General features: G+C 45.6%; 26 protein-coding genes. 18 read left to right on the top strand and 8 right to left on the bottom strand.

The window, feature by feature from the left end:
- Positions 1-171 precede the first annotated feature (171 nt).
- On the top strand, positions 172-1089 hold the full coding sequence (locus JOJ89_RS18705) for a cation diffusion facilitator family transporter (protein ID WP_203288949.1): 918 nt from the start codon (positions 172-174) through the stop codon (positions 1087-1089).
- A gap of 49 nt (positions 1090-1138) precedes the next feature.
- Here JOJ89_RS18705 and JOJ89_RS18700 read toward each other — a convergent pair whose 3' ends face one another.
- On the bottom strand, positions 1139-1453 hold the full coding sequence (locus JOJ89_RS18700) for an ArsR/SmtB family transcription factor (protein ID WP_029284518.1): 315 nt from the start codon (positions 1451-1453) through the stop codon (positions 1139-1141).
- 145 nt (positions 1454-1598) lie between these two features.
- On the opposite strand from JOJ89_RS18700, the gene JOJ89_RS18695 reads away from it, so the two are divergent.
- Positions 1599-1970, top strand: a complete 372-nt coding sequence (locus tag JOJ89_RS18695) for an ArsR/SmtB family transcription factor (RefSeq protein ID WP_029284516.1) — start codon at positions 1599-1601, stop codon at positions 1968-1970.
- Positions 1960-4095 (top strand): heavy metal translocating P-type ATPase, encoded by a 2136-nt coding sequence (locus JOJ89_RS18690; protein WP_203288947.1) that lies wholly within the window; start codon positions 1960-1962, stop codon positions 4093-4095. The genes JOJ89_RS18695 and JOJ89_RS18690 overlap by 11 nt, the downstream gene beginning before the upstream one ends.
- 490 nt (positions 4096-4585) lie before the next feature.
- On the opposite strand, the gene JOJ89_RS18685 is transcribed toward JOJ89_RS18690, so the two are convergent.
- Complete coding sequence (locus JOJ89_RS18685; protein WP_029566896.1) at positions 4586-5551, bottom strand: L-lactate dehydrogenase; 966 nt, start codon at positions 5549-5551, stop codon at positions 4586-4588.
- Positions 5552-5813: 262 nt separating this feature from the next.
- Between JOJ89_RS18685 and JOJ89_RS18680 the strand changes: the two genes are divergently transcribed.
- From JOJ89_RS18680 to JOJ89_RS18660, 5 genes are all read left to right on the top strand, one after another.
- Positions 5814-7079 (top strand): ammonium transporter, encoded by a 1266-nt coding sequence (locus JOJ89_RS18680; RefSeq protein ID WP_029566895.1) that lies wholly within the window; start codon positions 5814-5816, stop codon positions 7077-7079.
- Positions 7080-7103: 24 nt separating this feature from the next.
- Complete coding sequence (locus tag JOJ89_RS18675) at positions 7104-8084, top strand: DUF294 nucleotidyltransferase-like domain-containing protein (RefSeq protein WP_029566894.1); 981 nt, start codon at positions 7104-7106, stop codon at positions 8082-8084.
- Positions 8081-8812 carry an exonuclease domain-containing protein gene (locus JOJ89_RS18670; protein ID WP_029566893.1) on the top strand — a complete coding sequence of 244 codons (732 nt, stop codon included), beginning with the start codon at positions 8081-8083 and terminating at the stop codon, positions 8810-8812. Before JOJ89_RS18675 ends, JOJ89_RS18670 begins: the two co-directional genes overlap by 4 nt.
- 134 nt (positions 8813-8946) lie before the next feature.
- On the top strand, positions 8947-9840 hold the full coding sequence (locus tag JOJ89_RS18665; RefSeq protein ID WP_029566892.1) for a diacylglycerol/lipid kinase family protein: 894 nt from the start codon (positions 8947-8949) through the stop codon (positions 9838-9840).
- On the top strand, positions 9840-10151 hold the full coding sequence (locus tag JOJ89_RS18660; protein WP_029284502.1) for an iron-sulfur cluster biosynthesis family protein: 312 nt from the start codon (positions 9840-9842) through the stop codon (positions 10149-10151). The genes JOJ89_RS18665 and JOJ89_RS18660 overlap by 1 nt, the downstream gene beginning before the upstream one ends.
- A 47-nt stretch (positions 10152-10198) precedes the next feature.
- Here the strand turns inward: JOJ89_RS18660 and JOJ89_RS18655 are convergent, their stop codons facing one another.
- Positions 10199-10690, bottom strand: a complete 492-nt coding sequence (locus JOJ89_RS18655) for an NTTRR-F1 domain (protein WP_029566891.1) — start codon at positions 10688-10690, stop codon at positions 10199-10201.
- 196 nt (positions 10691-10886) lie between these two features.
- On the opposite strand from JOJ89_RS18655, the gene JOJ89_RS18650 reads away from it, so the two are divergent.
- From JOJ89_RS18650 to JOJ89_RS18625, 6 genes are all read left to right on the top strand, one after another.
- The gene (locus JOJ89_RS18650) at positions 10887-11891 is read left to right on the top strand and encodes a LacI family DNA-binding transcriptional regulator (protein WP_029284498.1); all 1005 of its coding nucleotides are present in this window, start codon (positions 10887-10889) and stop codon (positions 11889-11891) included.
- 92 nt (positions 11892-11983) lie between these two features.
- Complete coding sequence (locus JOJ89_RS18645) at positions 11984-14098, top strand: amylo-alpha-1,6-glucosidase (RefSeq protein WP_203288945.1); 2115 nt, start codon at positions 11984-11986, stop codon at positions 14096-14098.
- Positions 14099-14161: 63 nt separating this feature from the next.
- A complete protein-coding gene (locus JOJ89_RS18640) occupies positions 14162-15412 on the top strand; it encodes an ABC transporter substrate-binding protein (RefSeq protein WP_203288943.1) in 1251 nt (416 codons plus the stop codon).
- Between the two features lie 139 nt (positions 15413-15551).
- Complete coding sequence (locus JOJ89_RS18635) at positions 15552-16448, top strand: carbohydrate ABC transporter permease (RefSeq protein ID WP_029284492.1); 897 nt, start codon at positions 15552-15554, stop codon at positions 16446-16448.
- 12 nt (positions 16449-16460) lie between these two features.
- Positions 16461-17288, top strand: coding sequence for a carbohydrate ABC transporter permease (locus JOJ89_RS18630; protein WP_029284490.1), 828 nt, complete (start codon positions 16461-16463; stop codon positions 17286-17288).
- Between the two features lie 162 nt (positions 17289-17450).
- Positions 17451-17822, top strand: coding sequence for a VOC family protein (locus JOJ89_RS18625; protein WP_203288941.1), 372 nt, complete (start codon positions 17451-17453; stop codon positions 17820-17822).
- 145 nt (positions 17823-17967) lie between these two features.
- Here the strand turns inward: JOJ89_RS18625 and JOJ89_RS18620 are convergent, their stop codons facing one another.
- The gene (locus JOJ89_RS18620; protein WP_203288939.1) at positions 17968-19164 is read right to left on the bottom strand and encodes a BtrH N-terminal domain-containing protein; all 1197 of its coding nucleotides are present in this window, start codon (positions 19162-19164) and stop codon (positions 17968-17970) included.
- Between the two features lie 112 nt (positions 19165-19276).
- Here JOJ89_RS18620 and JOJ89_RS18615 point away from each other — a divergent pair, with 112 nt between their 5' ends.
- Together JOJ89_RS18615 and JOJ89_RS18610 are read left to right on the top strand one after the other, a co-directional pair.
- Positions 19277-19669 carry a helix-turn-helix domain-containing protein gene (locus tag JOJ89_RS18615; protein WP_203288937.1) on the top strand — a complete coding sequence of 131 codons (393 nt, stop codon included), beginning with the start codon at positions 19277-19279 and terminating at the stop codon, positions 19667-19669.
- Positions 19662-20432: an ImmA/IrrE family metallo-endopeptidase gene (locus JOJ89_RS18610; RefSeq protein ID WP_203288935.1), complete on the top strand. Its 771-nt coding sequence runs from the start codon at positions 19662-19664 to the stop codon at positions 20430-20432. Before JOJ89_RS18615 ends, JOJ89_RS18610 begins: the two co-directional genes overlap by 8 nt.
- Before the next feature lie 27 nt (positions 20433-20459).
- Here JOJ89_RS18610 and JOJ89_RS18605 read toward each other — a convergent pair whose 3' ends face one another.
- Positions 20460-20789, bottom strand: a complete 330-nt coding sequence (locus JOJ89_RS18605; RefSeq protein WP_203288926.1) for a hypothetical protein — start codon at positions 20787-20789, stop codon at positions 20460-20462.
- A 110-nt stretch (positions 20790-20899) separates the two neighbouring features.
- Between JOJ89_RS18605 and JOJ89_RS18600 the strand changes: the two genes are divergently transcribed.
- Positions 20900-21388, top strand: coding sequence for a TlpA family protein disulfide reductase (locus JOJ89_RS18600; RefSeq protein ID WP_203288924.1), 489 nt, complete (start codon positions 20900-20902; stop codon positions 21386-21388).
- 54 nt (positions 21389-21442) lie between these two features.
- On the opposite strand, the gene JOJ89_RS18595 is transcribed toward JOJ89_RS18600, so the two are convergent.
- Positions 21443-22660 carry an MFS transporter gene (locus JOJ89_RS18595; protein WP_203288922.1) on the bottom strand — a complete coding sequence of 406 codons (1218 nt, stop codon included), beginning with the start codon at positions 22658-22660 and terminating at the stop codon, positions 21443-21445.
- 4 nt (positions 22661-22664) lie between these two features.
- The gene (locus JOJ89_RS18590) at positions 22665-23096 is read right to left on the bottom strand and encodes a MarR family winged helix-turn-helix transcriptional regulator (RefSeq protein WP_203288920.1); all 432 of its coding nucleotides are present in this window, start codon (positions 23094-23096) and stop codon (positions 22665-22667) included.
- Positions 23097-23230: 134 nt separating this feature from the next.
- Between JOJ89_RS18590 and JOJ89_RS18585 the strand changes: the two genes are divergently transcribed.
- Positions 23231-23548 carry a hypothetical protein gene (locus tag JOJ89_RS18585; protein ID WP_203288918.1) on the top strand — a complete coding sequence of 106 codons (318 nt, stop codon included), beginning with the start codon at positions 23231-23233 and terminating at the stop codon, positions 23546-23548.
- Between the two features lie 16 nt (positions 23549-23564).
- Here JOJ89_RS18585 and JOJ89_RS18580 read toward each other — a convergent pair whose 3' ends face one another.
- Positions 23565-24128 carry a hypothetical protein gene (locus JOJ89_RS18580; RefSeq protein ID WP_203288916.1) on the bottom strand — a complete coding sequence of 188 codons (564 nt, stop codon included), beginning with the start codon at positions 24126-24128 and terminating at the stop codon, positions 23565-23567.
- Between the last annotated feature and the right edge of the window lie 122 nt (positions 24129-24250).

Below are 24250 nucleotides of genomic sequence, written 5' to 3'. Positions count from 1 at the left end.
CAGCCGCAGGGGATGCGGCTGTTTTTTTCATACTTGCATTCCGTTAAGGGCGTACAAACCTGATAATTAAAATAGAAATGTAAAAACTAAGTACAACTTGCACAAAACAACACGTTTTGAAATAATATATATGAGCATATATTCATATATAAGAAGAACGGAGGGATTTGGATGGGACATTCTCACAGCCATGGTCATGACGGGCATCACCACCACCATACGAACAATAAAAAAGCACTGCTTTGGGCGTTTGCTCTTATTGCTCTCTTTATGGTTGCTGAAGTGATAGGGGGGCTTCTGACAAACAGTCTGGCTCTGCTTTCTGATGCAGGTCATATGCTGAGTGATGCGGCTGCGCTTGGCTTGAGTTATCTGGCTCTGGTATTCGGGGCAAAAGGGGCATCTTCTTCTAAAACATTCGGGTACAAACGGTTTGAGATACTTGCTGCATTCATAAACGGCCTGACGCTGATCGTCATTTCGATTTTTATTTTTATAGAAGCCTATCAGCGGTTTGTGGATCCACCGGAAGTAGTAAGCTCAGGAATGCTGATTATTTCAAGCATCGGCCTGCTGGTTAATATTGCAGCTGCATTTATTCTGATGAAGGGTGACAAGGATGACAATCTGAATGTCAGGAGTGCTTTTCTCCATGTGATCGGGGATATGCTTGGTTCTGTCGGGGCCATTATCGCCGCCCTGCTGATCATGTTTTTCGGCTGGGGAGCAGCAGATCCGGTAGCAAGTATCATTGTGGCCATCTTAATCATCATCAGCGGATTCAGGGTCACAAAGGATTCGTTTCATATTTTGATGGAGGGTGTTCCGGGCAACTTGAATCTGGATGAAATTAAAGGCGCTCTGCTGAACATGGACCGTGTACACGGGGTGCACGATCTGCATGTCTGGTCGATTACATCAGATTTTCCTGCACTGAGCTGTCATCTTGAATTGGAGGAAGGAATGGAACAGCAGGCTGTCCTAAGAGAAGCGAACAAACTGCTGCATGACAAATTCGGACTTCATCATACAACCATTCAGGTCGACTGGAAAGGATCAGGCTGCTGCGGGGATGAGCACTGCAATTAAAAGACAATTAAAATAAAGCCCCGAATTATGGGGCTTTTCTGCTGTCTTTTTAATGCTGCGCATGCTCAATCATCTGTTTTAGAAGCCCGATAACATGTTCATCATCGTGTGAATAAAATAAGGTGGTGCCTTCTCTGCGGAATTTGACCAGGCGCAGGTTTTTTAAAAATCTGAGCTGGTGGGAAACGGTTGACTGCAGAAGAGATAAGGTTTCAGCTATTTCATTGACCGAGCGTTCTCCCTGTGTCAGGAGATTTAAGATACGGAGTCTGGTAGGATCGGACAATGCTTTGAATGTCTGCGATGCGATAAACAGCGTTTCTTCGTCCAAGTCCTGATAGGACCCGTGTTTTTCATTAGACATTGATATTCTCCTTCTCCGGGCGATTGTTCCTTTATTATAGGAAAAATGTTCTGTTTATACAAACATTCAAATAATTGTTTGACTGTTCATGTATTCATGCATATACTTTATTCAAACAATGATTTGAATGTGGGGTGTGATGAAAATGAATCTGCAGGATGTTTGTGAAATCACCTGTGTTCACTCTGAGAAGGTGGAGCGGGCAAAAAGAAAAGCAGCACAGCTGGATACAGGAAGGGCTGTGAGAATTTATAAAGCACTGGCTGATGAAACGAGACTCAAAATTGTCTGTGCCCTTTTTGAAGAGGGGGAGCTTTGTGTCTGTGATGCAGCCGCCATCACCGGCACAACAACAGCAACCGCATCGCACCATTTGCGGCTTTTGAAAAATTCCGGTCTCGCAAAGTTCCGGAAAGAAGGAAAACTTGTCTATTATTCATTGGATGATGAGCATGTATTGCAGCAGATCCGGATTGCTTTTGTTCATCAAGAGGAGATGAGCATCCATGGAAGCTGAACAATCAGCCGAGAAGAATGTGTACCGGGTACAAGGTTTTACATGTGCGGGCTGCGCCGGGAAGTTTGAGCGGAACGTCAAGGAGCTGGACGGCGTGACGGATGCGAAAGTGAACTTCGGTGCCGCCAAGCTGACCGTGATGGGAACAGCCAGTATAAAAGAAATCGAGAAAGCCGGTGCGTTTGAGCACCTGAAAATACTTCCTGAAAAAGGGGCTGTGGAAACACCGGCAGAACCTTTTATCAAAAAGCATGGGGCATTGCTCGCATCAATAGGCTTCATTGCTTTCGGGTACTATTCTCTTTTTGCATATGGAGAAGAAAGCCTGCCGTCTATTCTGGCATTTCTGGTTGCCATAATCATTGGGGGATATTCGCTTTTCCTCACGGGATTTAAAAATCTGATGCGCCTTGAATTCGATATGAGAACACTGATGACAATCGCTGTTATTGGTGCTGCAATCATTGGAGAGTGGAGTGAGGGTGCGGTTGTTGTCATCTTGTTTGCCATCAGCGAAGCGCTTGAATCCTATTCAATGGACAGGGCGCGCCGGTCGATACGTTCTTTAATGGAAATAGCCCCGAAAACAGCCCTGATCAGGAGAAATGGCCTGGAATCGCTGATATCGGTTGATGATATTGAGGTCGGAGATTTAATGATTGTCAAACCGGGACAGAAGATTGCTATGGACGGAAGGGTTATAAAAGGTTTTTCATCTGTTAACCAGGCTCCGATTACCGGTGAATCCATGCCAGCTGAAAAAAGCCCCGGTGCAGATGTGTTTGCCGGGACACTGAACGAAGAAGGATTTCTTGAGGTTGAGGTCACGAAGCTTGCAGAAGATACGGCTATTTCAAAAATCATTCATCTGGTAGAAGAGGCTCAGGCTGAGCGTGCCCCTTCACAGGCATTTGTTGATAAGTTTGCGAAATATTACACGCCTGCCATTATGGCTGTCGCGTTGTTGGTTGCTGTTCTTCCGCCATTATTTCTTGGCGGTACATGGGAAACGTGGATTTATCAGGGGCTTGCCGTTTTAGTGGTAGGATGCCCGTGCGCCCTCGTTATTTCTACACCTGTATCCATTGTAACGGCCATCGGCAATGCGGCCCGGAACGGAGTGCTGATAAAAGGCGGCATTTACCTTGAAGAGCTTGGCAGCATTAAGGCTGTGGCTTTTGATAAAACAGGAACATTAACTAAAGGAACACCGGCTGTTACGGACTTTGAAGTTCTTTCCGGAGGACGTTCTGAAAATGAATTTTTCACAAAGATTGCCGCTCTTGAAAACAAATCACAGCATCCGCTTGCATCTGCCGTTTTAAAGAAGGCCAGAGATTACAATCTTCCGTTTGAATCCCCGGTGGTCGAAGACTTTACGTCTGTCACTGGAAAAGGACTGAAAGGAAAAGTTGACGGTGAATGGGTGTATGTAGGGAATGCCTCATTATTTGAAGAGTCGGGCAGGCTTGATTCCAAATGGACCGTAAGAATGGAGTCCCTGCAGAGAGAAGGAAAAACCGTTATGCTTGCGGGTACAGATAAAGGGCCGCTTGCTCTTTTAGCTGCAGCAGATGAGGTGAGGGACAGCAGCATCAGGGTGATCGATCAGCTGAAGGAGCTTGGAATCAGCAAGACTGTGATGGTGACGGGAGACCATGCTGCAACTGCTGAAGCGGTGGGCAGGCAGCTCGGTGTTTCGGATATAAAAGCGGACCTTCTTCCGGAAGATAAATTAACAGCCGTAAAAGATGTCCAGCAGACCTATGGAAAGACGGCTATGGTCGGTGACGGGGTAAACGATGCTCCTGCTCTTGCAGCAGCCTCGGTTGGAATAGCCATGGGCGGAGCCGGAACCGATACGGCGCTTGAAACAGCGGACGTAGCGCTGATGGGAGATGACTTGAAGAAGCTGCCGTTTGCCATTGACTTAAGCCGCAGAACCCTCGTCATCATCAAGCAGAACATCGCGTTCGCACTCGGACTTAAGCTCCTTGCGCTGCTTCTTGTCATTCCAGGCTGGCTGACCCTCTGGATCGCCATTTTCGCAGACATGGGAGCAACCCTGCTTGTGACAGCCAACGGATTGCGTTTATTAAGAGTAAAAGAAAAAAGAGACAGATAGATTGTGAGAACACGGACCTTGCGGGGGTTCGTGTTTTTTTGAATGGAATAAGTGCTTTTGGGGAATTTATGACCTTTCAGAGGTCTTTATCATGTATGAAGGTCACAATCTGTTACCTATATGACGCTTAAGATATTTTTGCCGTAGCTGAAAGTCACAATCCAAGCCTCTTATGACCCTTCAGCCGTTTCCGCCGCAGCTGAAGGGGACAATCCAAGCCTCTTATGACCTTTCAGACAATTCCGCCGCAACTGAAGGTAACAATCCAAGCCCCTTATGACCCTTCATACCTTTCCGCCGCAGCTGAAGGTAACAATCCATGTCACTTATGACCACTCAGGCTTTTCTGCCGCAGCTAAAGGCAACTATCCAGTCTCTAATCATACTCAATCAAACTCTCTTCCATCCATCTGCTAAAAAGCACATTTTCCAACTCAAAACACTCCGGCTTCCCATAAACCGGAGTGCTGCAGTTTTACTCTCTTTTTCCTTAAGCCGGTGCATCTCCCGGCCAAAACGGTGCCAGGATCTCTTTCAGCACCCCTGCGCTGCGGCGGAACTTGCTTTGTTCGTCTGCGCTTAAGTCAAGCTCAACGATTTCCCTGATGCCGTCTCGGTTAATAACGGCGGGTACGCCGATGTACACATCAGATTCGCCGTATTGTCCGTCAAGACGCGCAGATACGGTGAGCACGCAATTTTCGTTATGAAAGATGGCTCTTGTGATGCGGACAAGGCCCATGGCGATGCCGTAATAGGTTGCGCCTTTTCTCTCGATAATCTGATAGGCTGCGTCGCGCACATTTTTAAAGATTTCATCCAGGTCTTCTTTTTTATAGGTGCTGTTCCGTTCAATCATTTTCATAACAGGTATGCCTCCGACGTCCGCAGTGCTGTAAACCGGCAGCTCGCTGTCTCCGTGCTCGCCGATGATGTATGCGTGGACGTTGTTCGGCGCAATTTTAAAATAGTCTCCAAGCAGGTAGCGGAAGCGGGATGTGTCCAGAATGGTTCCTGATCCAATCACTTTCTCCTGTGGCAGTCCGCTGTATTTCCATGTGGCATATGTGAGAATATCGACGGGATTTGTTGCAACGAGAAAGATGCCGTCAAAACCTGATTTCATAACACTCTCGGTAATTTCTTTAAAAATCTTCAGGTTTTTTGAAACAAGATCAAGGCGTGTTTCGCCTTTCTTCTGGTTGGCGCCTGCACAAATAACAACAAGGTCTGCGTGTTTGCAATCTTCATAGTCTCCGAGCCTGATGGCAGTCGGATTCGGTGCAAAGACTTTTCCATGATTCAGGTCCATGACATCTCCAAGGGCTTTTTCGGCATTCGCGTCAATAAGAATCAGTTCATCTGCTATTCCCTGATTCATAAGAGCAAACGCATAGCTTGATCCTACAAATCCGGTTCCTACAAGCACTACACGGTTTATTTTTTCCTGTGCCACAGTGCAACACCCTCCCATTATTATGTGAAAAACTTCACAATATAATTTTACCTTAAAAAGGTAAAAATGTCCATGAGAAAAGCGGAGCCGGACAATTCCTGTTATGAAAAATAGGCAGATTCATCAATGTTAGGATTTATGACATGATTTACAGAAAACTGGTTGACAACATTCAATATTCAGATAGAATATAGAATAATAGTTTGATGTTATGTTTTATAACATGTAATGTAAGGTAATAATCATCAAGGAGGACATTCAATTGGATTCGGTGTATTTATTAAACAGTTTATGGGTGGTGCTTGGTGCCATTCTTGTCATACTTATGCAGGGCGGCTTCATTCTGCTTGAAGCGGGCTCGACCAGAATGAAAAATGCAGGACATATTGCAGGGAAAACGATCTTTACGTTTGGTCTTGCATCCCTCATTTTCTGGTCGGTTGGATTCGGTTTTATTTTCGGTGACAACGGCAATTTCTTTGTAGGTTTATCACACTTTTTCTATTCAGGATATGAACTTGAGGGGATGAATTTATCATCATCTGTTTTCTTCCTTTTTCAGCTTGCATTCGCAGGGATTGCGATTACCATTGCTCTTGGCGGATTTGCTGAGCGCGCGAAGCTCTCGGTTTATCTTGTGTTCACGGTTTTGTTTTCGGCGCTGGTGTATCCAGTAGTTGCGCACTGGATTTGGGGAGGCGGATGGCTTGCAGAGCACGGCAAGCAGGACTTTGCAGGTTCGACAGTTGTTCATTTAACAGGGGCTATGGCTGCTTTAGCTGCTACAATTCTTTTAAAACCCCGCATCGGAAAATTTAATCAGGACGGCTCTGCCAACAATATTTTCGGCCACAACCAGGTCTTTACGGCTCTTGGTGTGCTCGTACTGTGGATTGGCTGGTTCGGCTTTAATGCCGCTAGTACGCTCGGAGTGGAAGATGGCTTTTTCGGCTATGTAGCCCTGAATACGAACCTTGCGGCTGCTGCCGGCGCGGTTGCTGCTCTGCTTGTTTCATGGGCGGTTCTCGGGAAATCAGATGTCCCGACGATGCTGAACGGGGCACTTGCCGGCCTTGTCGCGATTACCGCATCATGTGCATTTGTTGAAACGTGGGCAGCTGTTCTAATCGGATTTGTTGCCGGAATCCTAGTTTTCTATAGTGTGAGATTTTTTGAAAAGAAGAGAATAGACGATCCGATCTATGCTTTATCCGTTCACGGGGCAGCGGGTGTTTGGGGAACCATTTCAACCGGATTTTTTGCAGCGCCTGAACTTGCAACAGTCGGAAAGCCGGGACTTTTTTACGGCGGCGGTTTTGAACAGCTTGGCGTTCAGGTCATGGGCGTCGGAGTATCAGGTGCCTATGCCTTCATCGTTTCATTTGTCATTCTTTACGCAGCAAAAAAGCTGATGGGCGGTCTGCGTGTGACAGAGGAAGAAGAAATTATGGGTCTTGATATGAGTGAGCATGGAAGTTACGGCTATCCTGAAGTATTCTTATCAAAAGAGGATAAGATCAGCTCGTAATGGAGCGAAAGGGACGTGCGGTTCATGGGAGATAGCTACGGGTCAATCAGGGAGTGGAGAGAGAAAGAGATTCAGAATCATATGTCTGATGCGCATTCGCTGAATGTGTTTCATGACCGGGTCATGCGGACGGTTTTCGAACGGTCTCTGCAGATTGTGAAGGAGGAGAAAGGGGATCCTCCTTCGCCCTATGCATGGTTTGTCATGGGGAGTGCAGGGAGATTTGAGCAGGGGGCCGTAAGCGATCAGGATCATGGAATGGTGTATGAAAAAAGCGGTGCAGCTGAAGAGGAATACTTTCTGGCTCTCGGAAAAGAACTATCGGACGGACTTCATGCTGCAGGCTACCCTTATTGCGAAGGGAAAGTGATGAGCTCAAATCCTTTATGGTGCAAGTCAGCAGAAGGATATGAAGGACAGCTCGACAAATGGATGGAGGATGTCAGCTTTGAATCGATGAGATACCTGCAGATCTTCATTGATGCAAGAACCATGGCGGGGGATGATAAGCTGCTTGTCCGTTTAAAGCGGAGGGTGGACAATCATCAAAAGAAAACGCCAAAGCTTCTGCAAAGGTTTTTGGATACCATCATGCACATCAAACCGTCTGTCGGACCGCTCGGACAGATTTTTACAGAAAGCAGCGGCCATTATCAGGGGTGCTTGAACATTAAACAGGCGGCATTTCTTCCATATGTCAATGCGGTCAGAATTCTTGCCATTAAAGAAGGGATTATGGAATCCTCCACCCTTGAGCGGATAAACAGCCTTTCCCGGCAGGGTGAATATAAAAATGAACTTGAAATCTATAAAGACAGTTTTCTGAGATTGCTTCAGTTCAGGATGTCGAATTTAAAGAGAATTAAAGAGTATGATGATGTGCATTATCTGCCTGTACAGGACCTTACCCGTGCGGAAAAGAAAGAGCTGAAAACGATTCTGAAGAACGGGAAGAAACTGCATCACTACGTTCAAGTGATCATTGAAAAGGGTGTTCATTCATGAAATCCAATCCGTTTATTCATTTTATCAGGGAAGTGCACGGCAAGTTTCAGACGAGTGTTTTTGGAACGGCACAGGGCGGGCAAAATTCCCAGCAGATTGCCTTTTTGAGGCAGCTCCAGCGGGAAATGAAGGCGGAGGAAGTGATGTCTGTTCCTTTAGAAGAATTTTCCGCTGTCGTGTTTGATATTGAAACGACAGGCTTTTTTCCTGAACAGGGAAATGAAATCATTTCAATTGGTGCGGTGAAAGTGAAGGGAGGCGAGATGCTCGAAGACGAGCGGTTTTATACACTTGTCCGGCATGAAAACGGCCTTCCTGATGAAATCAGCACGCTGACGGGAATTACAGAAGCGGAATTGGAACGGGCACCGGCCCTTGAGGAAGCGCTCATTCAATTTTTTAAATTTGTGAAAGGGGATACGCTTGTAGCGCATCACTCAGCTCATGAAAAAAAGTTCATGCAGCACGCAAGCTGGAAGCATTTCCGGGCACCCTTCAAGCACCGGATCGTCGATACTTCCTTTCTTCAGCGGATTGCTGAACCCCACACGGATTTTGTCAGACTCGAAGACTTGTGCGAACACCGGTCTATTCCTGTCACTGACCGGCACCATGCCCTTGGAGATGCCGTCATGACAGCCAAACTCTGGTGCGGGTACATTGAAGATGTGAAAAAAGAGGGCTGCAGAAACCTCCGGGATATTTATGAACGGATCGCTGCGGGTTAAAAGCATTGCCATGTGACTTGGCAGTGCTTTTTCTTTTTATAGAAAAAAACATCAATCTATCAATCTAACAGGTTCAACTAATACAGAATAAGGGTAAAGCCAAAGAAAAGAACACATTCAAGGGGGAATCGGGTTTGAAGCAGGCGATGCTGATTGTTAATCCATCTTCAGGCAAGGAAAAAGGGGCCGAATACACGGAATATGCCCTGGAAACAATGAAAAAGATGGGCTATGAAACGGAATTGCGTGAAACAGAGGGGGAAGGGGACGCCAAAGACTTTGCACGCGAAGCCTGCGAACGGAGGCTTGATTTTATTGCGGCAATGGGCGGCGACGGAACAATTAATGAAGCGATCAACGGAATAGCTGAACAGGAGCACAGACCGCTGTTCGGCCTTATCCCTCTTGGTACGGTCAATGATTTTGCGAGGGCGCTGAATATCCCGCTAGATCCGGAAGCTGCAATCAGCTTGATGAAGCAGCAGCATTCTAGATGGACAGATGTAGGCAAAATAAACGACCGCTATTTTATCAACATTGTAGCTGTCGGCGCTCTCGCTGAAGCGTCCTTTTCCACGCCTGTTGAGCAAAAAACAAAGCTTGGTCCGCTCGCCTACATTGTCGAAGGGGTAAAAAAAATGAAAGAAAAGCAGCCATTTGAACTCCGCGTCAAGCATGAAGAGGGCGTGTGGGAGGGAGAGGCGCTGCTCATGCTGATCGCCCTGACGAATTCTGTGGGCGGGTTTGAAACCATTGCGCCAGAAGCAAAGGTCAACGACGGCAAACTGCACGTCTTGATCATAAAAGATATGGCCTTGCCTCAATTTCTTCTGCTGCTCCCAAAAGTGATGACAGGGGATCTGGCAGAGAGCGAGCAGGTTGTTTATTTAAAAGTTCCCGAGGTAGATGTTTCCTCTACATACGAAATGATTGCAAATGTTGACGGGGATGAAGGGGATAAGCTGCCTGTGAAAGTGGGCAACTTAAAACGGCACATTGAAATCCTGGTTCCGAAGGAGGAAGAGTAATGTTAATGACTGTAACCGACCGGGCGAAGGAGCAGCTTAAAAGCATACCGGATGACAAAATGCTTCAGCTCTCGTTTGACCGCGGCAGCTGTGACATCGTCAATACCCTTTATGAAATGAAAGTTGTCCCTAAACGCGATCCGGCAGACTATGAAAAAATACTGGAAGTGGAAAAACTCAGCATCCTGGTTGATCATGATTTTGAAGAAGCCTATGATCACGAGCTGACCATAGACTTCGCAAACAACTTTTTTGTTTTTAAAAATAAGAATCAGACGTTCAATAATAGGATTGGCCTAAGATATGTATAAAAAGAAAGGGATGGTTCATCCCTTTCTTTCATTCTGAAAGCATCCCTTCAGCTCTTTATTAATGACTGATTGCCCTGAATCAGTTTGAAAATATCCACAACCATCGGTTCTTCCTCTGCGCCTGAAAACAGTTCAACGCCAGTTACAATGACATCTGAAGAGCCCGCCTGAGGCAGCTTGTTGATTAAGATCAGTGCCTGGGCTGTACCTGCTGGTGCTGCAGAGACGGTTTCACGAACGTTCATCGTTCCTTTATTGCCGGCATTAAAGGGAATGTTTTTGATAAGGCCGTAACCAAGGAAAGCGTACGAAGCGCTGTAATAAACAACAGAAATTGTAAGCGGAGCTCTAACATCTGATAAGGCAACAAGAAGTTCGAGCGTCTCTCCGGGATTAACTTTTACATACTGTGAGATGCTGCTGTTGACGGTTCCGCCATGAAGTTTAGCAGCAGACGGTGCTGCAGGTGATGCATTTGTGCAGGTCCACGGCAACAGGGATCCCCCATCAAAATGACCATTTATCATCCGATTGTTCATAGGTTCATATTCTCCTTTAGAGTAGTCTTCCTACTATATGTACGTGCCTAATCAATTGACAGTGCTAGTAACTATAAACCTGATAATCAATTGGCGAACCTGAAAAAAAATTCCAGATAAAAAACATTTGCAAACGTTATCATAATCGGGTAAGATGACTATCAAAGGCATCCGAAACGTTTTGGAGGAAAGTATTTTGACTACGATAAAAGACATTGCGAAAGCGGCAGGCGTGTCGGTAACGACTGTATCACGGGCACTGAACGGCTATTCCGATGTGAATGAAAAGACAAGACGAAAGATAATGGATATTGCCAAACAGCTCAATTACAGCCCGAACACACTGGCTAGGGGACTTGTCATGAAAAAGTCCAGAACCATCGGGATGCTTGTATCCGGCATGAACCGTGTCAGCTCCAAAGACAATTTCACTTTTGAGGTTCTCTCGGGCGTAAATGAATGCATTTCAGAACGTGATTATGATCTGGTGCTTTTCAGTACAACAACGACAAAGCAGCGGGAGAAAACGTACTCGCAGCTGTGCAGGGAACGAAGAGTTGACGGAGTCATTCTTCAAGGGATGAAAATCGATGACCCTTATTTAAAGGAAGTTGTAGAAAGCGACATCCCGTGTATGCTGATTGATATCCCGATTTCATCAAAGAGCGTGGGCTATGTCACAACTGACAACGTTCTCGGGGCAAAACGGGCAGTCCGGCATCTCATTCAATCCGGCCATAAAAACATCGGCTTGGTGAATGGCCATGATCAGGCTTATGTCAGTAAACAAAGGCTTAAAGGCTATATGGAAGCCCTGCAGGAAGCTGGACTTCAAGTAAACGGGCAGTATATCGCGAGCGGTGACTTTACGGAGGAAAAAGCAGAGGAAGCAGGAACGATGCTTTTAAAAGAACACCCTGAACTGACAGCCATTTTTTGCGCAAGCGATCTTATGGCGCTCGGCGTGATAAAAAGTGCAAAAGCAGTGGGACTTTCCGTGCCCGAACAGCTTTCTGTCATCGGGTACGACAACATTCTGCTTGCAGCCTATTCATCACCTCCTCTGACGACCATTGCCCAGAACAAGTTTGACCTCGGCTACAAAGCAGCGAATGCACTCATAGATATGCTTGAAGAAAAAAGCGATGCACAAGTTATTACACTTGAAACAGAATTAATCATAAGAGAGTCTGCAAAATAAAAGCCACTTACGTGGTACTGCTAAAAACCGAAACGTTTCGGGAAGTGCTGCATGAAATCCAAAACGTTTCGGAACCATCGAGGAGGACATTCATGGATTACAGAGTGATTAAAGAAAACGACCTGTTTCTGCTGACAGACACAAGCGGGAATATACCTGAAAACCATCCGTACGGCTTAGGGCTTTACACAAAGGACACACGCTTCCTGAGCAAACTGGACTTGAAAATCAACGGCGAAGATCCTATCCTTCTCTCATCTGAAGCGGATAAAAACTACAAATCAAGCATTCTATTAACGAATCCCCATATGGAAAAAGACGGCGAGCTGATTCTGTGGAGAGAATCCGTTGAAATGGAGCGCTCCCGTTTTATCTACGATGATGTGCTGTACGAGGAAGTGAAAGTGAAAAATTACTTTCCGAAACCGGTAAAATTTGAAATCAGTGTGCATGCAGATGTTGATTTTCTCGACATGTTTGTTGTCCGCGGATTCCAAAACGGCGATCTTGGCAAAAGAACCGGACAAAAGGTTGAGGAAAACACCCTTTCGTTTCACTATGAAGGCGCAGACCATGTAAACCGCAGCACGGTCATTACCTGGGATAAACAAGCGAAACGCGCTGAAGAGGACGGAACCATTGTTTTCGAATTTGAACTGGCACACGGGGAATCAGATTCGGTGACACTTGCCGTACAGCCGAAAATTGGCGACATCAGCGGAAATAAGATGGTGAAAAAAGAAGACGCTCTTCAAAAGCTTGAAGCTTCATATGAAAAATGGAATGACGGCACAGCGACAGTGAAAACTGATTTTGCACCGCTGCAGCGTCTGGTTGACCGCGGGCTGAATGATATGAGAGTGCTTTTGACAGACGTTGGGTTTGGACCTTTCCCGGTAGCAGGACTTCCTTGGTTTGGCGTTCCATTTGGACGTGACAGCCTGATTGCCGCACTTCAGATCCTTCCTTTCCAGGCAGAGATTGCAAAAGGCACCCTTCTTACAATGGCGCACTACCAAGGGAAGAATCTGGATCCTTGGAGAGATGAGCAGCCGGGTAAAATCATGCATGAAATCCGGTTTGGAGAGCTTGCAGCGACAGGGCAAATCCCGTTTACCCCATATTACGGAACGGTTGACGCTACACCGCTGTTTTTAATCCTCTTATCGGAATATGTGAAATGGACGGGAGATTTCGAACTTGCTGAATCGCTTGAGACGACAATTGAGAACGCTTTAATGTGGATCAATGAATACGGAGACCGCGATGATGATCTGTTTGTTGAATATCATCAGGAGTCAAGCAAGGGCATAGCCAATCAAGGCTGGAAGGATTCAGGTGATTCAGTTGTTCACCGTGACGGGGAGTATGCGAAAACGCCGATTGCTCTCTCAGAAGTACAGGGCTACGTCTATCAGGCGAAAACAGGGCTTGCTGATATCTATGAAAAAATGAATCTTTCTGAAAAAGCAAAACTTCTCCGCAGACAGGCATCAGCTTTAAAAGAGAGATTTGAAGAAGCGTTCTGGATGGAGGATGTTCAGTTCTATGCCATCGCTCTTGATGAAAAGAAAGACCAGGTAGGAACGATTACGTCAAATCCCGGTCACGTTCTGTTTTCAGGCATGCTCAGCGACACCCGGGCAAAATCAGTAACAGACATGCTTGTGTCGCCGAGAATGTTCTCAGGCTACGGCATTAGGACAATGGCGGAAGGCGAAGCCGGCTACAATCCGATGAGCTATCATGACGGCAGCATCTGGCCTCATGACAACAGCATGTCACTGCTTGGAATGAGCAAAACGGGCTTCCATCAGGAAACAGCCAAAGTCATAAACGGTTTGATTGAAGCGGCATCACACTTTGAATATGACCGTCTGCCTGAACTGTTCTGCGGTTACAGCAGCGAGGGAGGCAAGGCGGTAAAATATCCTGTTGCCTGCTCGCCTCAGGCCTGGGCAGCCGGAACACCGCTTGTGTTTATTCAATCTCTGCTCGGGTTATTTCCGGACAGCATAAAGGAAGAAATCACGCTTTCACCTGTTCTGCTCCCAACAATGAATTCACTTGAAGTACATGATCTCGCAATCGGAAAGGGAAAACTGTCTCTTTCGATCAAACGCAGCGGAACAGATTACAAAATCGAAGTGCTTAACAATACGACAGGATTTCAACTTAACACATCTAAGCAGCTCGCACAGAAATAACCCATTATCTTCTGGGGGGGAACCCCCTTTAGATCATAAAAAAATTGGAAGGGGTAAAAGGACATGAAATCAAGAAAATGGATGGCGGGACTTGGAATTGCTTCAATGCTGATGGCAGGTGTTCTCTCAGGGTGCAGTTCAGACGGAGCTTCTAAAGAAGGGGCAGACGGAGAAAAGACAGAAGTGACACTTGCCGGATGGGGAGGAAATCCGACGGAAGAAAAGCTATTAAAGCAGACCATTGCAGACTTTGAAGACAAGCATCCAAACATTGACGTGAAACTTGAGGTTATTACGGAGCAATACATGGATGTCATTAAAACCCGTCTAATTGGCGGAGAGGGTCCGGACGTGTTTTACCTGGATGCTTTTGAAGCTCCTGCGTTAATCGAAACGGGCGTAATTGAGCCTCTTGATGAGTATGTAACAGAAGATTTCGATGTAGAGGATTTTGAAAAGCCGTTGCTTGAAGCGTTTATTGCGGATGACAAAACGTACGGTTTTCCAAAAGATTACTCGACTCTAGCGTTATTTTACAACAAAAAAATGCTTGCTGATGCGGGTGTAGAAGTACCGCAGACGTGGGATGAATTCCGCGAGGCAGCTAAAAAGCTTACAAAAGACGGACAGTACGGTTTCGGGGTTGCACCTGAGCTTGCACGCCAGTTCTGGGTGGCTGAGTCCCTCGGCGGAGATGTGGTAAAAGACGGCCAGGCAAACTTTGCATCAGATGAAGTGGCAGAAGCATTAAAACCTGTCATTGATATGCACAATGTCGACAAGTCGGCCGTTGAACCTAAAGAGGTCGGCGCAACTTGGGGCGGAGAAGTATTCGGCCAGCAGAAAGCTGCTATGGTCATTGAAGGAAACTGGGCGATTCCGTTTCTTGCTGATACATTCCCGGATGTAGAATACGGAACAGCAGAGCTGCCTTCAATCAATGGTGAAAAATCAACTATGGCTTACAGTGTTGCTTATGTCATGAATGCTGCTTCTGAAAAGAAAGAAGCTTCATGGGAACTGCTTTCTTATCTGACAGGAAAAGAAGGAATGGAAACGTGGACAAGTAAAGGCTATGCACTGCCTACACGTAAATCAGTGGCTGAAAAGCTTGGCTATGATCAAGACGAACTAAGAGGACCTCTTGTTGCCGGGGCATCCTATGCGACTGTCTGGTCAGAGGGTTCTAATCTGCCAATCATCATGAACAACTTCAACAACCAGTTTTTGAGTGCTTTCCTTGGAGACCGGCCGCTTGAAGAGGCTTTAAAAGAAGCGGAAAAACAGGCAAACAGCGAGATTGACTCAAAATAAACTGCTGAATCGGGAGAATGGGAAGCGTGATCTTCCTTTCTCCCTTTAAAAAATCTGCACGGCTTCTTTCTGCTGAAGTTAAGGCTTCAATGGAAAGAGGCTGTGCAGCAATCCGTTGCACAGGGAGCGTGGCCAGCAAATGAAATACCTTTCAAAACGAACAGTAAGAGAAGCGGGGCAGGGCTACTTCTTCATGTCGCCTGCACTTTTTGTCCTGCTGCTGTTTATAATCGGTCCGATTTTTTACGTCATATTCATGTCGTTCCATAAGGTTCAGCTGCTTGGAACAACAAGCTATGATTTTGTAGCCTTTGAAAACTTCGCGCGCATTCTGGATGATACGAGGGCGCAAATTGCCCTTTGGAATACGTTCAAGTACGTTGTCATTGTGGTGCCTTGCCAGACGATCCTCGCTCTGATTTTGGCTGCTACTCTAAATGCCGGCATGAAAGGACAGACTTTTTTCCGGATTGTGTACTTCCTGCCGACATTGACTTCATCAGCCGTACTGACGCTGATCTTTATGTGGATGTACAACAAAAACGGGCTGATCAATAACGTGCTAGATGCTATCGGACTTCCGACATATAACTTTCTCGGGGATCCGAACATTGCGCTTAATGCGATTATGATCATGAATATCTGGTCAACAGCACCGTTTTTCATGGTCATTTACCTGGCAGCCCTGCAGGATATACCGGACTCCTTATATGAAGCCGCTGAACTGGACGGGGCAAATACCATTCAGAAATTCTTGAAGATCACTGTCCCGCAGCTGCGTCCTGTTACATCATTCGTCGCCATCATGGGTCTGATCGGAACGTTTCAGCTGTTCGACCAGTCGTATATTTTTTCAGGAGGATCAGGGGGACCTGACAACTCCACACTGACGGTCGTTCTATTAGTCTATCAATATGCGTTCAAAAATCTTGGAACGATGGGCTACGCAGCAGCGCTTGTGCTCATGCTTGCCATCGTCATCCTCGTGGCTACACTGATTCAGAGAAAATTTTCAAAAGAAGAGTCGCTATATTAAGGAGGGAGAAACATGAAGAAAAAGCTTGGAGCCGGACGGATCATTGTCTATGCGATCTTGATTCTCTATGCCATCACAACCCTTGTGCCTTTCCTGTGGGCGCTGTCTTCATCCTTTAAAACACTCCAGGAAATCGTAAGCGGCACCTTAAGTTTTATTCCAAAAAACTTTACACTCGATAACTACAAACAAATCTTCATCGAGCAGGAGCTCTTTCCGAGATGGATGTTTAACAGCGTGCTGATTGCAGTAGTTGGAACGGCACTCAACCTCCTGTTCAACTCCATGGCAGGCTATGCGCTTGCAAGGCTCAGTTTCCCAGGGAAAAAAGCTCTGTTCATCATGATTCTGGCTGTCCTGATGATTCCGGCTCAGGTCACAATGATCCCGAACTACCTGATTTTGAAAGAGCTTGGCTGGCTCAATTCCTATCAGGGCATGATTGTCCCTGCGATGATCAATGCCACATTCATTTTCATGATGCGACAATTTTTCATCAACTTTCCGAAAGAACTTGAAGAAGCCGCAGAAATGGACGGACTCAGCAGACTCGGTACGTTCTTTAAAATTGTGCTTCCGCTCGCAAGACCAGCCCTTGCAGCACAGGCCATCTTCGTGTTCATGGGTTCATGGAATGACTTTATGAGACCGCTGATTGTCATGACCGACATTGAAATGTTCACATTGCCGCTTGGGCTTAACACCTTTAAGGGGCAGTACGTCAGCTATTGGAACTACATTATGGCTGCCTCGATGGTGTTCACGCTTCCGGTTCTGCTGATTTATGCGTTCTTTAACCGGTACTTTATTAAGGGGATATCGTTTACCGGAGGGAAATAAGGAGCAAGTGAAAGTGAATGGAATTAGACATGTTTTTAGCGGAGACCAGTCGCAATGATTGGTCTCTTTTTTTTGGGGTTCTTGATGACATTGCAAGGTGTTCTTCATTGGAATGATATATACTAAAATAGAATGAACAATAACTTTTTATAGGGGGACACAATGAAACTTGGCGCATTTTCTGTGAGTTTAAATGTAAAGGATATTGACAAATCGAAGGCGTTTTATGAAGATCTTGGGTTTCAAGTCTTTGGGGGAGAACTTGCTCAGAATTGGCTCATTATGAAGAATGAAAGCTGCATTATAGGTTTGTTTCAGGGAATGTTTGAAAAAAATATCCTGACGTTTAATCCTGGATGGAATGAAAACGCCGAAGACCTCGAATCATTTACGGACATAAGGGATATTCAAAAAAAGCTGAAGGAAAAAGGAATGAAAATCCTGTCTGAAGCAGATGAAGCGGGCGAAGGGCCTGCACATTTAATGATTGAAGATCCTGATGGTAATCAAATTCTTATTGATCAGCACAGATAATCACAAGTCCCAGTGTCTGCATTGGCTACAAATAAAAGACTCGTCTTTAGACAAGGCGAGTCTTTTGGATTTGTACAGTGTGCACGCTCTGCCTGAAAATCTGGTCAAAAACGAAGCCTGATGGCGAAGAGAGAAATGGTGTGTTTCAGGATTTATATTCTTCCCATCTTTTTGACAGAAGGGCTTCCTGAAGGTTCGCGAGGGCAGATGTTTCCATCGCTTTTACCTCGGAAACTAAATCCGCCAAATGACCAAACAAATCCCTGCGATCTGAATCAGTCATCCGAAGCTGTTCACTTGCAGCTGCCTTCAGCTCAATGAGATCTGAGTTTAGCTCTCTGTATGTGCCTAAATCAAAATCCTCACGCTGTTCAAATTTTTTTAGTTCCTGAAATTTTTCCTTCAATAAAACAAATTCCTTATGACTTAATGAATCCTCGGCAATGGTTTTCCAAATGCGGCCGGATTCCCGGTAAAGGGCAGAAGCTTCCTTCAGCAGCGGCTCATCCACCATGTCGCCGGCTGTCCGCAAAAATGCGGAATAAGCGTGTCTGAGTGCATAGCCGTCCGAATTTTGTGTAATCCAGTAATAAGTATAGTACAGGGCGTTGACTAAATGACTCGTATTGTAAAAAATCTTGCTGAAGCTAGCCTTATTAGAGGAAGTCAGAGCCGTTTTCCATCGATCGAGAGCTGTTATGCCAAAGTTGCTCATTCGCGGATTGTGAGCACTCTTAATACCTGTTTCAATGCCGGCCTTAGCAGCAGATGCAATTTTCTGCAAGGATAGCCCAGGTGCGTCTGTTTCAGGCAGGAAGATTGATTGATTGATGATTTTTCGTGTAGCGAGATGATCGCGCCCAAGAATAAGCTCCTCAATCGAGATTTCAACTGGCCTTTCTTGGTGTATGGCAATTTGAACAGTACCGGCTGTTTTATCAAGATCCAGGACAGTGCCATAGATCTGATAGCCGCTTTGCGAGATGTTCTTTTTGCGGAAAACATCTTCATTTATGGCCACAATGACCGGATTACCTGAAGAAACCTGTTTATCAAGCTTTTCAAATGCAGCTTTACGGTCCTTTGTCTGCCGGACAGCAGGGGTGAAACCGAGTGATTTTAAAGTACCTGAAATAAAGGATTCGCTGCTCTCCCATAAAGCACGTGTTCCTAGATAGAGGCTTGAAAAGTCCTCTTTTTCATAGAAAAATGTAAAGTACCCGTACCCAGTGCCGCCCCCGATGCCAAGCAGCATCTCTTCTGTGAGGATGTCCGGTACAGATGTTTTTGTATGATGCTTTAATAGATTCAGAATTGCACTGGTATCTGAGTGAAACCCCATATTTAGGCACCTCCAAGGATTGTTTGCAATAGCAAACTTTCTTTTACTATACCAGTTGGAGTTTGCTATTGCAAACAACTTTTATTATAGTAGAGCAAAAGGGGGAGTCTGCTTGAATATCGGAAAAAATATAAAGGAATACAGATTGAAAAAAGGCTGGACCCTCGCAAAGCTGTCAAGTGCATCCGGAGTCTCTAAACCTTATCTTTCACAAATAGAGAATACCCCAGACAAACAAATTTCTGCAGAAAAGCTCTATCAGATTGCACAGGCTCTTGAAGTAACTATGGGGCAGCTGATGGGGACAGAAGTAGTGTTGAAACAGCATGCTGAAGTTCCTTCAAGCCTGCTTGCATTTGCAGAAAAAAACGGGCTTCAGGAGGAACAGATTCAGATGCTTGCAAACATTAAATACCGGGGACAGCAGCCTTCTTCAGAAAAGGAATGGGAAACCATCTATATGGCCATCAAATCTTCTATTCAGAGGAATAATGGGGATGTTTGACAGGGAGCTGGCGCAGGCCCGCGCTCATCAGCTTTTGCAGACCTACTTCAGCTTAGGCGGCACGTTTCCGGTAAATATGAAGATGCTTGCATCCTTAGCCGGCATAACGGTCAGGGAAAAATATATGGAAGATGGCCAATCAGGCAAGCTTGTCATTCAGGATAAGAAGCTTGAAGCCCTCATCAACATTTTTGACTCGGCAGAGAGGCAGAACTTTACGATCGCCCATGAGATTGCCCACACGCTGATGGATGAGTTTGAACATATCCAATTCAGAAAACTGGAAAACAAGAACAGCGAAATGGAAAAGCTGTGCGATGAAGTAGCATCGGATCTTTTGCTCCCGGCAGACGAATTCTCCCGTCAGCTGAAGATGCATGGAGAAAAACTTGCTTCCTTTAAACACCTCGCAAAGTATTTTCATGCCTCATTGGAAGCAGTGGCTGTAAAATTTTCACTCTGTGCGGCCTATCAAAACCGGGCTATTTTATTTGTGACCGATTTTCATTTGAACAGCCGCAAAGACTTAGCTGTTTCAGGTGTTATCCTTCTTACTGAATGGGAGGGATTTGTTCCGAAGGGGCTTTCACTGGGAAAAGAAGAGCGCCTTGCTGAATCGTTTTATCAAAATAATCCGCTAGAAGAAAGAATGGAATTGCGTTTCGGCCAATTAAACGGAGTGTATCTTGTGGAAACATATCCGGCTAAGTTTCAGATGAGCGGGAAGCTCTACAACAAAGGGTATATTTTGCTTTCAAAATGAAAAAGGGTGTCCCGAAGACACCCTTTTTTACTCATCACCTTTATACTTCAAATAACTGTAATTCCCCGTCGGCCTGACATCTACTGTTTTTCCATCTGCATCTTTATCTACCTCAAATTCCTGATACGTTTCTACACGGTAGCCGTCTTCCCATTTCGTCCCGATCTTTTTGTCCTCATAAACAGTGACAAGCTGCGATTCCCAAGCTGCTGTCTCCTGATCCTCTTCTTCAGCAGCTATTGGAAACGTTACAGTTTCATCACTTTTTGCCTGGGGTGTATCCAAATAGGCCATCATCGCGATAAACAGAGTTAAAAAAAGAAAAGTCACCACTGCTGAACTTGTTTTAGAAAGCAAAACGAGCCGCTCCTTTCAGAAAACCATCCTATCTCATGTGTACGCTTGTCTTTTTAGGAATATGCCCTTTTGATAAGGAGAATGCTAGCTTTAAAAAGGGAGGAAATACGTTGGAAAAAATAATCGTATTACTGCTTTCTTTGTGTTTTTGCTTAGCATTCCACCATCCTGCACTTGCAAAAGATCCTCTTGCTCCTGAAATCAAACTCAAAGATATGAAAGGGCAGGAGCATCTATTAAAACCGCCTTACGATCAGCCCATTGTTCTCAATTTCTGGGCTTCCTGGTGCGGTCCGTGCAAACAGGAAGCTCCGGAGCTAGTCATGCTTTCAAAGAAGTATGAAGGGATAGTAAAGATATACGCCGTGAATCTAACAGCCCAGGATTCAGAAGAAGGAGCGTATATGTTTGCGAAAGATTATGGCTTCACGTTTCCTGTCCTGCTGGATAAAACGGGAGAAGCAGCATCACTATTCAGGGTAGCGGCTGTGCCGACAACCTTTTTCATTAACCGGGACGGAGAGATTGTGAATGTGCTGATGGGATATGGCGGAGAAGGGCTTTTGGAGAAGAGAATAAACTACTTGCTGGAAAACTGAAGAACCGGCTCTATGTGAGCCGGCTCTTTTAATGGTCTATATCAAAATGACTACTTATGCACTTTGCTTTTCCGTCTCTACCATTGCTGCCGCATGCAAAGCAGCTTCCTTTCTCCCATGCAGCAAGTAATAAACAGCAAGGCATCCCAAAATGAAGAACGAACTGGCAAAATACAAGGTGCTAAACGAAATCTTCGCTGTCAGAACACCGACAATAAATGAACCTGCACCAATCCCGATATCAAAAATGGATAAGAAAGTCGCCGTGGCAAGGCCTCTTTTTTTCGGCTCGGCGGACTGGATGGCGATCGTCTGGAAGCTTGGAAACAGAGTGCCCCATCCGAGGCCGATTAAGCCTGCAGCGATGAGAAAGCTCACAGATGTGCCGGCTATGCTCAAAAGCACCATTCCGGCCGCGAAAATCAGGATGGCAGGGTAAATAATGACATTTGCTCCATAGCGGTCAAACCATTTTCCTGTAAAGGGCCGTGCGAGGAGCATGACCACTGCATAGACAACAAAAAAGTAGCTTGCTGCCTGCATCAGGCCGATCTCCCTTGCGTATACAGAAACGAAGGAGAGGATGGATGCATACACAAGAGCGAATAGCCCGGCTACCAGTGCAATGGAAATGGCTGAGGGTTCAAACAATCCTTTTATTCCTGTGCGTCCGGCAGCAGACACGACTTTGCTTCCATCCGCAGAATCATTTGGAAGCGTCATAAGCAATCCTGATACTAAAGAGAAAACAGCTGTAAAGATGCAGATGCTGAACATAATGCCTGTGCCCCATTGATCCATAGCTGTCAGGCCTAGAAACGGTCCTATGACCATCGCAAGGTTCATCGACATGGCGTAATAGCCCATCCCTTCGCCGCGCCTGGACTCAGGAATGATATCAGCCACGATCGCTCCTGCAGCCGTCGTCGCCATCCCAAAGCCGATTCCGTGCAGGAACCTGAGCGCAAACAGCCCGTTCATTGAGTTTATCGAAGAATAAAGCAGGGATCCTATTAAAAAGATCAAAAGAGAGGATAGGAGCACTTTCCGTTTTCCGTGCTGTTCCATCCATTTTCCCGCAAAAGGCCTGACCACAATGGCTGCAACCAGAAATATGGTCACAATCAGTCCTGCCTGCGCAGGTACGCCGTTTAAATCATGAATAGCATAAATGGGCAGAGTGACGAGCAGATAGTAAAACGTCAAAAAGAGAAAAAAGCTGCTTATAGAAATGGACAAAAAGTTTCGGGTCCATAGTTTTTGTTCCTTCATTGGTTCATTTCCTTTCTGTCTTTCTTATGTGGAGGAGCCAATGCTGAATATACGTCCTGAGAGGCTCCTGAGTGCTTTCCGGCATGCCTGAAAGAAGGTCCTTCTCCATTTCAGCTACTGCTGATTCCCATTTTTCATAATCCTGAATGGCTTTGTCAGTCAGTTTGATGTGCTTCGTCCGTTTATCAGCTCCCTGAAGCTGCATAACATATCCCTGTTTAACGAGGCGCTGGATGGTTCGTGTCATAGGAGGAGCTTCGATCGACAAGTACTCGCAGAGCTCAGTCTGTGTGAGAGTTCCTGATTTTTTTAAGGTGAAAAGAACGGTCCATTGCGCGCTGTAAAGGCCAAAAGGCTGCAGCGTTTCATTTAAACGGTTTGTCAGCTTTCTCGACAGCTGCTGAATGGCGTGAAAAAGATTTTGTTCGGCAGTCATGTGTTCGTTCTCCTTTTAAATAGTTACCTGGGTAATTATATCACAGCTTTTAGTTACCTGGGTAACGACAGTTCTTTCTTTATTGATCCTGCAGCCTGTGCGAAAATAGTCAGTAAGGAAAGGAATGATCGGTTATGCTGTTTGCAGTTATCATCCTGTCAGGGATTTATGCCGCAATTGCTGCGTTATACTGCGCGTCCTTTTTCACGGCTGTATTAGAGAAAAAAAGGTATAAGCTGCAGCATCTTCTTCATCTTATGCTCTGGTTTGCACTGGCGTCTGTGCTCGGAATCTCGTATGCCGGCACGTCAATCTACTGGATGATCTATTTAGTGACATCAATCCTGCTTGCATCCGCTCTTTTTGCTGTGAGCTATGCCAGGGGCAAAGAAACAATCAGTCTGACGGTTATGGATTTTTTGAAAATGAAAAAACCCCAGGAAGATGCCTGAGGAGGAGTTCACTTTTTTATTCCGGATACCAAGAAAGCCTTTGGTCACTGTCGAGCGGCACATTTGCCGTTTCTTTTTCCATGAGGGCAAACCAGTTGCGGAGAAGCTCATCCCCGGGGATATCTGCGTGCTCTCCGTCCGCCCATATAACATGTGAAAACCAAGCCTTCGTAGCCCATTCAAACTGGAGCTCTGCATGTGCAATGGGGACGTGTCCTGCTGCGAGGAAGTTTTCATTTATCGCATTCGCTGCGTCAGGCGCCTGCGGCAGAAGCTGTGTCCGGATTTTTTCTATAATCGTCATATCCTCGAGCTGATCCCACATTAATAGCGAACCGTTTTGCTGATAAAATATCTCAAAAGACGGCTCATTGCGAAAATCGATAATGACAAAGGCGCGATCTACTGTCGAACCGGTTGCGTTGACAGCATTCACGAGAATATTTTGGGCCATTTGAATCCAAAAATCGTAGGCATCCTCTTTTGTGATCAGCACCATTTCCGACTCCAGCTCAGCGGCTGCTGCCTCTCCGCGATTAACTTCCTCTATTTTTTTAAACATTCGCTGAAAAAATCCCATCTCTTTCGCCTCCCTTTTATTCTCACAATTATTCACAATGTAAAATATCAAACTCAAAATGTAAAATTTTTCCTGCGAAGAGAGAATTCTGTAAATCTATCAATTTAGACTACTATGCGCCT

Origin of the sequence: Metabacillus sp. cB07 (assembly GCF_016839225.1) — a bacterium.
In the GTDB taxonomy this organism is placed as follows: domain Bacteria; phylum Bacillota; class Bacilli; order Bacillales; family Bacillaceae; genus Bacillus_P; species Bacillus_P indicus.
Note: the sequence above shows the minus strand (reverse complement) of the source record. Positions and strands in the feature narration are given on the sequence as shown.

Coding starts and splice junctions, on each gene's coding strand:
- JOJ89_RS18610 (WP_203288935.1), top strand. CDS start 19,662: ATGTTTGACAGGGAGCTGGCGCAGGCCCGCGCTCATCAGCTTTTGCAG.
- JOJ89_RS18595 (WP_203288922.1), bottom strand. CDS start 22,660: ATGAAGGAACAAAAACTATGGACCCGAAACTTTTTGTCCATTTCTATA.
- JOJ89_RS18705 (WP_203288949.1), top strand. CDS start 172: ATGGGACATTCTCACAGCCATGGTCATGACGGGCATCACCACCACCAT.
- JOJ89_RS18655 (WP_029566891.1), bottom strand. CDS start 10,690: ATGAACAATCGGATGATAAATGGTCATTTTGATGGGGGATCCCTGTTG.
- JOJ89_RS18585 (WP_203288918.1), top strand. CDS start 23,231: ATGCTGTTTGCAGTTATCATCCTGTCAGGGATTTATGCCGCAATTGCT.
- JOJ89_RS18625 (WP_203288941.1), top strand. CDS start 17,451: ATGAAACTTGGCGCATTTTCTGTGAGTTTAAATGTAAAGGATATTGAC.
- JOJ89_RS18660 (WP_029284502.1), top strand. CDS start 9,840: ATGTTAATGACTGTAACCGACCGGGCGAAGGAGCAGCTTAAAAGCATA.
- JOJ89_RS18690 (WP_203288947.1), top strand. CDS start 1,960: ATGGAAGCTGAACAATCAGCCGAGAAGAATGTGTACCGGGTACAAGGT.
- JOJ89_RS18635 (WP_029284492.1), top strand. CDS start 15,552: ATGAAATACCTTTCAAAACGAACAGTAAGAGAAGCGGGGCAGGGCTAC.
- JOJ89_RS18700 (WP_029284518.1), bottom strand. CDS start 1,453: ATGTCTAATGAAAAACACGGGTCCTATCAGGACTTGGACGAAGAAACG.
- JOJ89_RS18675 (WP_029566894.1), top strand. CDS start 7,104: ATGGGAGATAGCTACGGGTCAATCAGGGAGTGGAGAGAGAAAGAGATT.
- JOJ89_RS18670 (WP_029566893.1), top strand. CDS start 8,081: ATGAAATCCAATCCGTTTATTCATTTTATCAGGGAAGTGCACGGCAAG.
- JOJ89_RS18590 (WP_203288920.1), bottom strand. CDS start 23,096: ATGACTGCCGAACAAAATCTTTTTCACGCCATTCAGCAGCTGTCGAGA.
- JOJ89_RS18620 (WP_203288939.1), bottom strand. CDS start 19,164: ATGGGGTTTCACTCAGATACCAGTGCAATTCTGAATCTATTAAAGCAT.
- JOJ89_RS18640 (WP_203288943.1), top strand. CDS start 14,162: ATGAAATCAAGAAAATGGATGGCGGGACTTGGAATTGCTTCAATGCTG.
- JOJ89_RS18580 (WP_203288916.1), bottom strand. CDS start 24,128: ATGGGATTTTTTCAGCGAATGTTTAAAAAAATAGAGGAAGTTAATCGC.
- JOJ89_RS18695 (WP_029284516.1), top strand. CDS start 1,599: ATGAATCTGCAGGATGTTTGTGAAATCACCTGTGTTCACTCTGAGAAG.
- JOJ89_RS18645 (WP_203288945.1), top strand. CDS start 11,984: ATGGATTACAGAGTGATTAAAGAAAACGACCTGTTTCTGCTGACAGAC.
- JOJ89_RS18630 (WP_029284490.1), top strand. CDS start 16,461: ATGAAGAAAAAGCTTGGAGCCGGACGGATCATTGTCTATGCGATCTTG.